Source organism: Acuticoccus kandeliae, from assembly GCF_003073115.1.
Genome location: NZ_QBBV01000002.1, coordinates 954,082 through 966,979 on the forward strand (window position 1 = coordinate 954,082; position 12,898 = coordinate 966,979).

At 69.2% G+C, this 12,898-nt stretch carries 9 protein-coding genes; 4 read left to right on the forward strand and 5 right to left on the reverse strand.

Translation table 11 applies throughout. The features are described from left to right. Nucleotides 1–94: 94 nt before the first annotated feature. The gene (locus tag DBV35_RS17190) at nucleotides 95–1,201 is read right to left on the reverse strand and encodes an S-(hydroxymethyl)glutathione dehydrogenase/class III alcohol dehydrogenase (protein WP_108661530.1); all 1,107 of its coding nucleotides are present in this window, start codon (nucleotides 1,199–1,201) and stop codon (nucleotides 95–97) included. Nucleotides 1,202–1,374: 173 nt separating this feature from the next. On the opposite strand from DBV35_RS17190, the gene DBV35_RS17195 reads away from it, so the two are divergent. After that, nucleotides 1,375–2,367, forward strand: a complete 993-nt coding sequence (locus DBV35_RS17195; protein WP_108661531.1) for a M15 family metallopeptidase — start codon at nucleotides 1,375–1,377, stop codon at nucleotides 2,365–2,367. A gap of 78 nt (nucleotides 2,368–2,445) precedes the next feature. Next, the gene (locus tag DBV35_RS17200) at nucleotides 2,446–5,886 is read left to right on the forward strand and encodes an indolepyruvate ferredoxin oxidoreductase family protein (RefSeq protein ID WP_108661532.1); all 3,441 of its coding nucleotides are present in this window, start codon (nucleotides 2,446–2,448) and stop codon (nucleotides 5,884–5,886) included. 48 nt (nucleotides 5,887–5,934) lie between these two features. Here the strand turns inward: DBV35_RS17200 and ntrC are convergent, their stop codons facing one another. The 4 genes from ntrC to DBV35_RS17220 form a co-directional block, all read right to left on the reverse strand. Beyond that, nucleotides 5,935–7,377: a nitrogen regulation protein NR(I) gene (gene ntrC / locus DBV35_RS17205; RefSeq protein ID WP_108661533.1), complete on the reverse strand. Its 1,443-nt coding sequence runs from the start codon at nucleotides 7,375–7,377 to the stop codon at nucleotides 5,935–5,937. Next, nucleotides 7,374–8,480 (reverse strand): two-component system sensor histidine kinase NtrB, encoded by a 1,107-nt coding sequence (locus DBV35_RS17210; RefSeq protein ID WP_108661534.1) that lies wholly within the window; start codon nucleotides 8,478–8,480, stop codon nucleotides 7,374–7,376. The genes ntrC and DBV35_RS17210 overlap by 4 nt, the downstream gene beginning before the upstream one ends. Further along, a complete protein-coding gene (gene dusB, locus DBV35_RS17215) occupies nucleotides 8,477–9,526 on the reverse strand; it encodes a tRNA dihydrouridine synthase DusB (RefSeq protein WP_108661535.1) in 1,050 nt (349 codons plus the stop codon). Before dusB ends, DBV35_RS17210 begins: the two co-directional genes overlap by 4 nt. Before the next feature lie 271 nt (nucleotides 9,527–9,797). After that, nucleotides 9,798–10,442, reverse strand: coding sequence for a helix-turn-helix domain-containing protein (locus tag DBV35_RS17220; protein ID WP_245943970.1), 645 nt, complete (start codon nucleotides 10,440–10,442; stop codon nucleotides 9,798–9,800). 148 nt (nucleotides 10,443–10,590) lie between these two features. Here DBV35_RS17220 and DBV35_RS17225 point away from each other — a divergent pair, with 148 nt between their 5' ends. Both DBV35_RS17225 and DBV35_RS17230 read left to right on the forward strand, forming a co-directional pair. Beyond that, a complete protein-coding gene (locus DBV35_RS17225) occupies nucleotides 10,591–11,880 on the forward strand; it encodes a TRAP transporter large permease (RefSeq protein ID WP_108661536.1) in 1,290 nt (429 codons plus the stop codon). Nucleotides 11,881–11,917: 37 nt separating this feature from the next. Continuing rightward, entirely contained in the window at nucleotides 11,918–12,895 is a 978-nt protein-coding gene (locus DBV35_RS17230; RefSeq protein ID WP_108661537.1) for a TRAP transporter substrate-binding protein, read from the forward strand. Nucleotides 12,896–12,898 lie beyond the last annotated feature (3 nt).

Here is a 12,898-nt window from a genome sequence, read left to right on the forward strand (position 1 = left end):
AAATGCGAATGACGCTTTTGCGACACCCGGAAGGCGATCTCGGGACCGCCCTCCGCGCCGCGGCGCCGCCCCGCCGAAGCGGGGCCGACGGACCTCAGTAGACGACGACGCCGCGGATGCTCTCTCCGTGGTGCATCAGGTCGAAGCCCTTGTTGATGTCTTCGAGCGGCATCGTGTGGGTGATCATCGGGTCGATCTGGATCTTCCCGTCCATGTACCACTCGACGATCTTCGGCACGTCCGTGCGGCCGCGCGCGCCGCCGAAGGCCGTGCCGCGCCAGGAGCGGCCGGTCACGAGCTGGAAGGGACGGGTGGAGATCTCCTGCCCCGCGCCGGCGACGCCGATGATGATCGATTCGCCCCAACCCTTGTGGGCGCACTCCAGCGCCTGGCGCATCGTCGTCACGTTGCCGATGCACTCGAACGAGTAGTCCGCCCCGCCCTTGGTGAGCTCGACGATCGCGGCGACGACATTGTCGACCTCCTTCGGGTTCACGAAGTGGGTCATGCCGAACTTCTCGCCCCAGGCGCGACGCTCGGGGTTGATGTCGACGCCGACGATCATGTTCGCGCCGACGAGGCGCGCGCCCTGGATGACGTTGAGGCCGATGCCCCCGAGGCCGAAGACGACGACGTTGGAGCCGGGCTCCACCTTCGCCGTGTTGACCACCGCGCCGATGCCCGTCGTCACGCCGCAGCCGATATAGCAGACCTTGTCGAACGGCGCGTCCTTGCGGATCTTCGCAACCGCGATCTCAGGCAGCACCGTGAAGTTCGCGAAGGTGGAGGTGCCCATATAGTGGAACACCTTCTCGCCCTTGATCGAGAAGCGGGAGGAGCCGTCCGGCATCAGGCCCGCGCCCTGGGTCGAGCGGATCTTCTGGCACAGGTTGGTCTTGGGGTTGAGGCAGTATTCGCACTCACGGCACTCGGGCGTGTAGAGCGGGATGACGTGATCGCCGACGGCGACCGACTTCACCCCCGGCCCCACCTCGCGCACGATGCCCGCGCCCTCATGGCCGAGGATCGCGGGGAAGATCCCCTCGGGGTCCGCGCCGGAGCGCGTGAATTCGTCCGTGTGGCAGATCCCCGTCGCCATGATCTCCACGAGGACTTCGCCCTCGCGCGGCCCTTCGAGCTGGACCGTCGTCACCTCGAGCGGCTTGCCCGCTTCGAATGCCACCGCTGCGCGCACGTCCATCGTCGTCCTCCATCGCATTCCCGCAGCGTTCAGTCACCGAAGACGCCCGCCTGCGCAAGACCCGGTCTGCTCTCGCACACCGCCGGCTGCCATGTTAGGCGCTCGATGACGCCCCGCCCACCGGCCCGTCGCATGGCGCGGCCGGCGCGGCGCGGCAAGACCGGAGGATCGCCATGCGCCGTCGCCCCACCCTCGCCCGCATCGCGCTGGCCGCCGCCCTCGCAGGCCTCCCCGCCGGCGCGGCGATGGCGACCGACGGCGCGATCGTTGTCGCGCAGGCGCCCGAGGCGAACCCGATCCGCCCGACCCAGCGCAACACCAACAATGGCGGCGGCAATTTCTGGCAGCGCCTGACGGGCGGCGGCGAGCGCAACGCCGCCCCGACCACGCCCGCCCCCGCGACAGCCGCGCCCGCCCCGGCTGCGCAAAGCGCTCCCGCGCCCGGCGGCGGCGCAGCGTCGGGCAATGCCGCCAAGCGCCTCCTCGCGGCCTATCCGGGCGCCTTCACGATCAGCGGCAACGCGGTCGTCTTCCCGTCCGGCGAGCGCATCGTGTTCGATGACGGGCGGCGCAAATCGCCGGCCGAGCTCCTGACCGATCCGGACGTGGAGGACATGTTCGCCTACCCCTACCCACCCGCCGCGCGCGGGCAGCTCACCCCGCCGCGCGACCATGACCCCGGCCGCGTGCGCAACGAAGCCTTCTTCCGCGCCCTCTACGGGTCGAGCGAGGGGGCGGTGCGCGGGACGCTGAAATCGGTGCCGTGGGTGCCGCGCCTCGGCGGCGGGACGATGAACGTCACCACCCGCTTCGGCGTCGCCGACAAGGTCGCCGCGATCTCCGACGACCTCCAACGCCTCCCCCAGCGCTTCCACAAATATCTCGCCCCCACGGGCGGGTCCTTCCTGTGGCGCCCGATCGCCGGGACGAACCGGCTCAGCGTCCATTCGTTCGGCGCCGCGATCGACATCAACACGAAGTTCACGAACTACTGGCGCTGGGACAAGGCGCCCGCCGGCGGGGTGATCCCCTACCGCAACCAGATCCCGATCGAGATCGTCGAGGTCTTCGAGCGGCACTGCTTCATCTGGGGCGGGCGCTGGTATCATTACGACACGATGCACTTCGAATACCGCCCCGAATTGCTCCCCGGCTGCCGCCAATAGGCAAAATCACCGGCCCGCTCCGCGTTGCGGGCCGGCGCACAGGCGCGTACGCTTCGTTGGAATGATACGAGGTGTAACGTGAGCCGATCGGTCTCGCTCGACGACAAGTACGACCTCACCAAGGCGGATGTCTTCCTCTCGGGCACCCAGGCGCTCATCCGCCTCGCCCTCGCCCAGCAGGCGCGCGACAGGGCCGCCGGCCACCGCACCGCCGGCTATATCAGCGGCTATCGCGGCTCCCCGCTCGGCGGGCTCGACCAGCAATTCACCCGCGCCAAGGCCGTCCTCGGCGAGGACATCCTCTTCCAGCCCGGCCTCAACGAGGACCTCGCGGCGACGGCCCTCTGGGGTACCCAGCGCACCGCCCTCCACGGCGAGAACCGGACCGACGGCGTTTTCGGCATGTGGTACGGCAAGGGCCCCGGCGTCGACCGCACGGGCGACGTGTTCCGCCACGCCAACCTCGCCGGCACCGCCCCGCTCGGCGGCGTCCTCGCGCTGATGGGCGACGATCACACCTGCGAGAGCTCGACCACCGCGCACCAGTCCGAATTCGGGATGATCAACGTCCTCATCCCGATCCTCTCCCCATCCGGCGTGCAGGACATCGTGGATTTCGGCCTTCTCGGCTTCGAGATGAGCCGCTTTGCCGGCCTCTGGGTCGGCCTCAAGTGCGTGAAGGACACCGTGGAGGCGACGGCCTCGATCGACGGGCGCATCGACCGCCTCACGATCAAGCGTCCCCCCTTCGAGATGCCGCCCGGCGGCCTCAATATCCGCATGGGCTTCGATCCGCTCGGCGAAGAGGCGCGGCTCCACGCCCACAAGCTGCCGGCCGCCCTCGCCTTCGTGCGCGCGAACCGCCTCAACCCGATCCTCGCGCGCGGCGGGCGCACCCCGCGCATCGGCATCGTCGGCACCGGCAAGAGCTGGCTCGACGTCCTCGAGGCGCTGAACGCCTTGAAGCTCGACGAGGTGGCGCTCGCCGATCTCGGCATCCGCCTCATGAAGGTCGGCTGCCCCTGGCCGCTCCAGCCGGACGATGTGCGCGACTTCGCGCAAGGGCTCGATCTCGTCATCGTGGTCGAGGAGAAGCGCGGCCTCGTCGAGCCGCAGATGAAGGACATCCTCTACGGCACCGCCAACGCGCCGCAGATCATCGGCAAGACCGACGAGACCGGCGCTCCCCTCTTCCGCGCGAACGGCGCGCTCGACGCGACGCACGTGACGGCCGTCATCGGCAGCCGCATCCTGGCGCGCGGCGGGGAGCGCGTGCGCGCCCCCCTCGCCGCGGCGCAGGACCTCCTGGAGCGCCTCACCCGGACCGAGAGCATCGTGGAGCGCCGGCCCTATTTCTGCGCCGGCTGCCCGCACTCCTCCTCGACCGTCGTGCCGGTAGGCTCGCGCGCCTCGGCCGGCATCGGCTGCCACTTCATGTCGCTCTGGATGGACCGCTCGACCGAGGGGTTCAGCCACATGGGCGGCGAAGGCGCGCAGTGGATCGGCGAGGCCCCCTTCTCAACCCGCCGCCACCTCTTCCAGAATCTCGGCGACGGGACCTACAACCATTCCGGCTCCCTCGCCGTGCGCGCCGCCGTCGCCTCCGGAATCAACATCACCTTCAAGATCCTCTTCAACGACGCCGTCGCGATGACCGGCGGCCAGACCCACGATGGCGGCCTCAGCGTCCCCGCCATCGCCGCGCAGATGCGGGCGGAGGGCGCGAAGTCCGTCGCGATCGTGTCGGACGAGCCGGAGAAATACGCCCCCGGCGCGCTGCCCGTCTCCGTCAGCGTCAACCACCGCGACGACGTGATCGCCGTGCAGGAGAGCCTCGCCGCGATCGATGGCGTGACGGTCATGATCTACGATCAGACCTGCGCCTCGGAGAAGCGGCGGCGGCGCAAGCGCGGCGCCTTCCCCGACCCCGACCGCCGCGTCGTCATCAACGAGCGCGTGTGCGAGGGATGCGGCGATTGCGGGGTGCAGTCGAACTGCGTCGCGATCCAGCCGGTCGACACTGCCTTCGGCCGCAAGCGCCAGATCGACCAGTCGAGCTGCAACAAGGACTTCTCCTGCCTGAAGGGCTTCTGCCCGAGCTTCGTCACCGTGAATGGCGGCGTCCTGCGCAAGGCGGCGAAGCCGACGATCCCGGCCGACATAGCCGAGCCGGAGCGCGCGCCGTGCGATGAGCCGGTCGGCATCCTCGTCACCGGCGTCGGCGGCACCGGCGTCGTCACGGTCGGGGCGGTGATCGGCATGGCGGCCCACCTCGAAGGACGCGGCGTCGGCGTCATCGACATGGCGGGCCTCGCCCAGAAGGGCGGCGCGGTCCTCTCCCACATCAAGATCGCACCGACGCCCGCGGACGTGCAGACGATCCGCGTCGGGCCCGGCGGGGCGTGCGCCGTCCTCGGCTGCGACATCGCTGTCGCGGGCTCGGCGAAGGTGCTCGCCGCCATCGCGCCGAACGGGATGGTGGTCGCGAACACGCACGAGCAGCTCCCCGGCGAGTTCACGCGCGACATCGACCTGCGCCTCCCCGGCCGGCGCATCGTGCGGGCGCTGGAGGCGCGCGCACGCACCCTCGCCTTCGACGCGACGGCCCAGGCGAAGGCCGTCTTCGGCGACGCGATCGCGGCCAACATGATGGTGATGGGCGCCGCCTATCAGTCGGGCTCGCTCCCCGTCTCGGCCGCCTCGCTGGAGGCGGCGATCCGCATGAACGGGGCGGCGGTCGCGATGAACATCGACGCCTTCCGCCTCGGCCGCCTGATTGTCGCCGATCCCGCGGCGGCGGAGGCTGTCGTCGCCGCCGCGACGGGCACGACGCTCCCCCACCGGATGGTCGGGGAGACGCTGCTCGCGCGGATCGCGCAGAAGCAGGAGAGCCTCGCCGCCTACCAGGATGCGGCCTACGCGGCGCGCTTCACCCGCCAGATCGACTCGCTCACCCTCGCGGCCGACCGGACCGGGATCGCGCACGACGCCCTCATCGAGATGGCGGCCGACAATCTCTACCGCCTGATGGCCGTGAAGGATGAATACGAGGTCGCCCGCCTCTTCGCCGATGGCGGCTTCGAGGCGCAGCTGAAGAGCCAGTTCGAGAGCTGGGATTCCCTCACCTTCCACATGGCCCCGCCGGGCCTGCGCCAACCCGAAGGCCCAGGCGCGCGGCCGCGCAAGCGGGCCTTCGGGCCGTGGCTGATGCGCCTGATGCCGCTGCTTGCGAAGCTGAAGCGCGTGCGCGGCCGGCCGTGGGACGTGTTCGGCTGGAGCGCGGAGCGGCGCGGCGAGCGCGCCCTCCTCGTGCGCTACGAGGAAACGCTCGCCCACATCGCGGCGACGCTGACGGCCGAGCGCTCGGCCGACGCGGTGGCGCTCGCCGGCTGGCCGTCAATGATCAAGGGATATGGTCCGGTGCGCGCGGCGAACACGGAGCGCGCGCTGGAGCGCGAGGCGGAGCTGCGCGCCGTCTACGACACGCCGACCGACAGCCGCCTCATCGCGGCCGAATAGGAGAATGCGGGCGGAGGTCTCCTCCGCCCGACCGGCGCGCCGCGCCGCTTAGCGGACGCCGCGCATCATCCGCACGTCGAGATCGCGGATCTTCTTGCGCAAGGTATTTCGGTTCACCCCGAGGAGCTCGGCCGCCTTGATCTGGTTGCCGCGCGTCGCCGCGAGCGCCGCGCTCACCAGCGGATATTCCACGTCCCGCATGATGCGGTGGTAGAGGCCCGGCGGCGGCAGGCCCGGCCCGAACTCGGCGAAATAGTCGTTGAGGTGGCGCTCGACCGCCTCCTGCAGCGTCTCGCTCATGCCGCCGGCGGGGGTCGCGGGCGTCGCGGCGGCCGGGCCGTCATCGAGCTCGTGCTCGATGTGGGCTGCGGTGATCACGTCCTCCGGATAGAGGGCGGCGAGGCGGCGGATGAGGTTCTCGAGCTCGCGCACATTGCCCGACCAGCGGTGCGCCTGAAGCGCGGTGATCGCGTCCGAATCGAGCCGCTTGGGCGGCAAGCCCTCGGCCTCGCAGGCCGCGAAGAAGTGGCGGGCGAGGTCGGCGATGTCCTCCTTGCGCTCGCGCAGCGGCGGCAGGCGCAGCGGCACGACGTTGAGGCGGAAATAGAGGTCCTCGCGGAAGAGGCCCTGCCCGATCCATTGGCGCAGGTCCCGGTTGGTCGCCGCCACGATGCGCACATTGGTGCGGATCGGCGCGCGGCCGCCGACGGTCGTGTACTCGCCCTCCTGGAGGACGCGCAGGAGGCGGGTCTGCGCTTCCATCGGCATGTCGCCGATCTCGTCGAGGAAGAGCGTGCCGCCCTCGGCCTGCTCGAAGCGGCCCGAATGGCGGCTCGTCGCGCCGGTGAACGCGCCCTTCTCGTAGCCGAACAGCTCCGCCTCGATGAGGTCCTTCGGGATCGCGGCCATGTTGATCGCGACGAACGGACCCTTGCGGCGCTTGCCATAGTCGTGGAGCGCGCGGGCGACGAGCTCCTTGCCGGTGCCCGACTCGCCGTGGATGAGGACGGTGAGGTCGGTCTGCATCAGGCGGGCGAGGACGCGATAGATGTCCTGCATCGCCGCCGACCGGCCGACGAGCGGCATCGGCTCGACCGCCTCGGGCGCGCGCTCGACCGCCTTCGCCCGCGGCTCGGACAGCGCGCGGCCGACGACGTTGATGAGCTCCTTGAGGTCGAACGGCTTCGGCAGATATTCGTAGGCGCCGCGCTCGGACGCGCGGATCGCCGTCATGAAGGTGTTCTGCGCGCTGATGACCACCACCGGCAGGTCCGGCCGCCGGCGCTTCACGCGAGGCAGAAGCTCGAAGGCATTCTCGTCCGGCATGATCACGTCGGTGATCACGAGGTCGCCGTCGCCCTGGTCGATCCAATTCCACAAGGTCGCGGCGTTCGACGTGCAGCGCACATCGAAGCCGGCGCGGGACAGGGCCTGGTTCAGCACCGTGCGGATCGCGCCGTCGTCGTCCGCGACCAGGATCGTGCCTGTCATGGTTCTCCGTCTCCTTGGGTAGTGCTGGCCTGATAGGCCGGCATCAACACGCGTACTGTCGTTCCGGCGTTGGAATCGATCTCGATCACACCGCCATGGTCGCCCACGATCTTCGCCACGAGGGCAAGACCGAGGCCAGTTCCATTCGTCTTGGTGGTGACGAACGGCTCGAAGAGATGCGGCACGAGGTCATCCGGGACGCCGGGCCCATCGTCCTTCACGCAGAATTCAAGTGGGAGGCTCACCTTGTGCGGCGAGCCGGGTGCGGCAACGCGCATCCCGGGACGGAAGGCGGTCGTGAGGGTGATCGACCCTCCCGTGGGGCCGACCGCCTCGGCCGCGTTCTTCACGAGGTTGAGGAAGACCTGGACGAGCTGGTCGCGGTTGGCGTGGACCGGCGGCAGCGACGGATCGTAGTGCTTGCGGATCTCGATGCCGCGCGCGAAGCCCGAGCGGGCGAGGCGCTCCACATGGTCGAGCACGTCATGGATGTTGACCGGCGCGCGCTGCACGGGCCGCGCGTCGCCGAACACCTCCATCCGGTCGACGAGCTTCACGATGCGGTCGGTCTCCGCGGTGATCAGCCGCGCGAGGGCGCGATCATCCTCCTCGAGCGTCGGCTCGATGAGCTGGGCCGCGCCCCGGATGCCGGAAAGCGGGTTGCGGATCTCGTGGGCGAGCATCGCCGCGAGGCCGGAGACGGACCGCGCCGCGCTGCGCGAGGTGAGCGCGCGGTCGATCTTCTCCGCCATCGACGGCCGGTCGAGCGTCAGGACAACGATGCTCGGGTCCTCGGGCAGCGGCATGGCGTGAATATCGACAATCTGCCCAGTTCCTAGGCGGGGCGAGGACAGGTCGACGCGATATTCGACCATCCCTGCCTCTTCCTGTCGCACCTTCGAGGGAAGCGTGAGGAGCGGGCTGCCGAAGGGCACGAAGGCGGAGAGCGGACGCTTGCGCAGATGCGAGAGCGAGGCGCCGAAGAAGCCCTGCGCCGCGTCGTTCGCGGCGATGATGTCGTCTTCCCCGTTGAGGACGACGACGGCGTGGGGGAGCGCATTCAAAATCGCCGAAGACGTCACTCGGCGCATCGGCGCTGTCATGCGGCCTCCGCAAAGCTGTTGGTGAAAGGGGTTCGGTCGGAAAGGCTGGCGTGGAAGGCGTCGGTGAGGCCGTCCGCCGCGTCGAAGAGGGCGACCATCGCGCGGCGCGCCTCCTGCGGGCTCGGCGCGGTGAGCGCGGCGCGCAGCACCGTCGGCGGAACGCCCGCGAGGTGCTCGGCATAGGCGGCGGTGTGCTTGCGCGCGCAGCGCAGCCCGATCTCGATGCCGAGATGGTCGAGAAGTCGGTCATGGTGCTCCAGCGCCAGCGCCGCGAGGGCGGCGGGCGTCGACGGCACCTCCGGCCACGGCGTCCCGTCGAGCGCGGCGCCGACGAAGCCGGGAAGCCACGGCGCGCCGAGCGCGGCGCGGCCGATCATCACCGCATCCGCGCCGGACTGGTCGAGAAGCGCGCGGGCATCGGCGAGGCTCTTCACATCGCCATTGCCGACGAGCGGGATCGACACCGCCGCCTTCACCGGGCGGATCGCCCGCCAGTCGGCCGTGCCCTTGTAGCGCTGGCAGCGGGTGCGGCCGTGGACCGTCACGAGCTGCGCCCCCTCGGCCTCGGCGCGGGCGGCAAGCTCGGCCGCGTTCATCATCGTGCGGTCGAAGCCGAGCCGCATCTTCACCGTGACCGGAACGCTGACGGCCTTCACCGTCGCCGCGATCAGCGAGGCGGCGTGGTTGACGTCGCGCATCAGCGCCGAGCCCGCCCAGCCGCCGACGACGCGCTTGGCGGGGCAGCCCATGTTGATGTCGATGATGTGGGCACCGGCCGCCTCGGCAAGGCGCGCGGCCTCCGCGAGATCGTCGGCGCGGCAGCCGGCGAGCTGGACGGCGTGGACCTTCAGCCCCTCGCCTTCCATCTTGAGCCGCGCCTCGGTCTTCCTGGCGAGGAGGCGATCGCTCGCCACCATCTCACTGACGACGAGACCGGCGCCGAAGCGTGCCGCGATCTGGCGGAAGGGCCAGTCGCTGATGCCCGACATGGGCGCGAGGACCGCCCTGTTCGGCAACCTGACAGAACCAATGGAAAAGAAGTCCATTCCTGAGTTCACGCGTCCCTGTCCAACGTGCTCATCTTTTGACCATGATATCAAAATTGGCAAGTGCAAGTTGATGCGGCACCGTGCCGACCGGCGCGCAAAAGGCGGGCTCTGCGCGCGAAGAGGCCACACGCGCTGACTGTCCGAGCCTTAATCGACACGCACAGATATGCATCATCGACCGTCTTTCGGACGTCGATAGCAGATTTTAGACGGCTTCAGACATTACGTTGGGGAAAGGCCGTGTTGCGCTGACGCGCAATGCCCTCGCTCAGTCGGCAGCAGGCTCGCCGGCCGGCTCGAAGGCGGCGTCCGGCGCACCGGGCCGCGTGCACACGACGAGGATCCGCGCGTCGCGCTCCCCCGCCGAGGCGTAGAGATGGCCGCGACGGCTGTCGAAATAGATGCTCTCCCCGGTCTCCAGCACCACCGGCGCCATCTCCTCCAGGAACACGCTGACGCGCCCTTCGAGCACCATCAGGAACTCCTCCCCGCGGTGGCTGACATAGCGGTCGAACCGCATCGTCTCGTAGGCGCGCAGCGTGCCGAGCATCGGGACCATCGCCTTCTGCCACAGCTCCGGAAAGAGCATCTCGTAGGTGTAGTTCTCGGTCTCGTGGAGCATGAACTGCCCCTCGCGCGCGATCGCGACCTCGCCGGGGCGGAAGCTCTCGCCTCGTTCGGCGAAGAGGGCGGCAAGGTCCACCTCCAGCGCGTCGGCGAGCTGGCTGAAGCGATCATAAGTCAGCGCCATCAGCCCGCGCTCGACCTTCGACACGGTGGAGACGGCAAGGTTCGCCCGCCCCGCGAGGTCGGCAAGCGTCATCCCCTGCTCGCGACGGATCTGCCGCAGCCGTTCGCCCATGCGGGCGCGCTTGTCTTCCCGTGTGATCTTGAGCGCGTCGACCTTGTCCACACCCTATTCTAGCCCGCTCCAAAGCCGTGGTCGACGATGATTTTCCGATGCGAAAATTGCGGTTTCCAATGAGAAAATCTCTGATACGCTCCGCCGATGCTCGCCCTGTCGGGCGCGACCGAACGATCTCCAATCGGAGCCCAATGGCGTGATCGCACTGGTGCCGGCCGTCGCTCTGGTCCTCCTCGTTTCGGGGCTGGCGCTCGCCTATGTCATCGGCGCCTCGGCCGTCCTCGCCTTCGTCGCCGTCGACAAGACGCGCTATCTCGCCATCCTGCCGCAGCAGATCTTCTCCAAGATCGACGTGTTCGCGCTGATGTCGATGCCGCTCTTCATCCTCACCGGCGAGATCATGAATCGCGGCGGCGTGACGCGCGTGCTCATCGACCTGTCGATGGCCCTCGTCGGCAGGCTTCGCGGCGGCCTCGGCCACGTCAACATCATGACGAGCGTCTTCTTCGCCGGCATCTCCGGCTCGGCGGTGGCGGACGCCGCGGCCCTCTCCAACACGCTCGTCCCCGCGATGCGCGAGCGCGGCTACTCCGAGACCTATGCGGGTGCCGTCACCGCCGCCTCCTCCATCATCGGCCCGATCGTGCCGCCCTCGATCATCCTGATCTTCTACGGCGCGCTGATGCAGACCTCGGTCACGGCGCTCTTCCTCGCCGGGATCCTGCCGGGCCTCCTCCTCGCCGCCGCCCTCTTCGCGGTGAACGCCTACTATGCGTGGCGGGACGACCATCCCCGCATGGCGAAGGGGGAGACGCCGCCGCTCCTGCCGACGATCGTGCGCTCGGCGCCCGCCCTCTTCCTCCCCATCATCATCGTCGGCGGCATCGTCTTCGGCTGGATGACGCCGACCGAGGCGGCGGCGATCGCCGTCATCGCGGCCGCCTTCGCGGGGAGCTTCTACGAGGGGCTCTCGATCAGCGGTCTCCTCGCGTGCCTCAAACGCACCGCGATGCTCTCCGGCTCGATCTTCATGATCATCACCGCCGTCGCCGCGCTCGGCCATCTCGGCGCGCTGGAGCGACTGCCTGAAGCGATCTCGGCCACCGTCACCTCGCTCGGCCTCGGGCCTGTCGAGTACATGATCGCGATGAACCTCATCTTCATCCTCGCAGGGATGGTGCTCGACGTGCCGGTGGCGCTCGCCCTCCTGGTGCCGCTCCTCGCCCCGGTCGCGCTCGCGCAGGGCGCCGACCCCGTCCATCTCGGCATCGTCATCTGCTTCAACCTGTGCGTCGGCCTCGTCTCGCCGCCGCTCGGCGGGGCCCTCCTCGTCGTCTCCACCGTCACGAAGACCAACTATTGGCGTCTCGCCCGCGCCGTGATCCCCTTCGTCCTCGTGGAGATCGTCGTTCTCGCCATCCTCATCGCCGTCCCGGCGATCAGCCTCACCATCCCGCGGGCCTTCGGCCTCGTCGGCGCATCCTAATCGCGGCACGTCCAAGACATTGACGCAGGAGCTCGCAATGACACTGAAGCCAATCGCATACGCCCTTTCGCTGACGGCGCTCATCGCGCTGGCGTCTCCCGCCTCGGCGCAGATCAAGGTCGCGCTCGACAGCCCGGCCGACCTCGAAGGCTCCGGCAGCTACGTCTGGGCCCACGCCTTCACCCAGTATCTGAACGAGCACGGGATGGAGGCGGAGGAGTACCAGCGCGGCGCGCTCGGCGGCGACGACGAGCTGTTCGACCAGGTCTCCCAAGGCCTCCTCGAGGTGTCGATGTCGCCGCTCGCGATCACGACCTCGCTCGACAATCTCATCTTCGGGCTGCGCCTGCCCTACTTCTTCAACGGCATGGAGGACGTCGACCGCGCCCTCTATGACGGCGGGATGCTGGAGAAGATCAACGAGGCGACGACGCCGGACGGCGTGCGCGTGCTCGGCGTCAACACCGTCGGCCAGGGCAGCGGCATCTTCAACACCAAGCACCCGGTCGAGACCATCGCCGACATGGGCGACCTCCGCATGCGCGCGCTCGACGAGAGCCAGATCGAGCTCTTCAAGACGTGGGGCGCGACCGGCACGATCGTCAGCTGGGCGGAGGTGCCGAACGCGCTCCAGACGGGCGTCGCGGATGGCTATCTCAACCCGCCGGTGGTGCCGCTCCTTTTCGGCCACACCGACTTCATCAAATATTTCACCGACGCCGAGATCAGCCCGTCCCTGCGCGTCACCATCGTCTCGGAGGACTGGTATCAGGGCCTCTCCGACGAAGAGCGCGAGACGGTGGAGGCCGCCGCGCTTGCCGCCAACGAGGCGAACCGCACGTGGCTGAAGAACCAGAGCGGCGTCTACGACAAGCTGAAGGCCGCCGGCGTCGCGATCGTGACGCTCTCGGACGAGGCGCGCGCCGCCTTCGTCGAGGCCTCCGAGAAGACCTACGATAGCGGCCTTCTCACGGCCGAGCAGATCGAGGCCTGGCGCACCGCGAAGGGCGAGTGAGGC

What these genes read in the sequence shown, in the direction of transcription:
- DBV35_RS17190 (WP_108661530.1), bottom strand. Translation starts at nt 1,201, where the DNA reads ATGGACGTGCGCGCAGCGGTGGCATTCGAAGCGGGCAAGCCGCTCGAG.
- DBV35_RS17195 (WP_108661531.1), top strand. Translation starts at nt 1,375, where the DNA reads ATGCGCCGTCGCCCCACCCTCGCCCGCATCGCGCTGGCCGCCGCCCTC.
- ntrC (WP_108661533.1), bottom strand. Translation starts at nt 7,377, where the DNA reads ATGACAGGCACGATCCTGGTCGCGGACGACGACGGCGCGATCCGCACG.
- DBV35_RS17210 (WP_108661534.1), bottom strand. Translation starts at nt 8,480, where the DNA reads ATGACAGCGCCGATGCGCCGAGTGACGTCTTCGGCGATTTTGAATGCG.
- dusB (WP_108661535.1), bottom strand. Translation starts at nt 9,526, where the DNA reads ATGGACTTCTTTTCCATTGGTTCTGTCAGGTTGCCGAACAGGGCGGTC.
- DBV35_RS17230 (WP_108661537.1), top strand. Translation starts at nt 11,918, where the DNA reads ATGACACTGAAGCCAATCGCATACGCCCTTTCGCTGACGGCGCTCATC.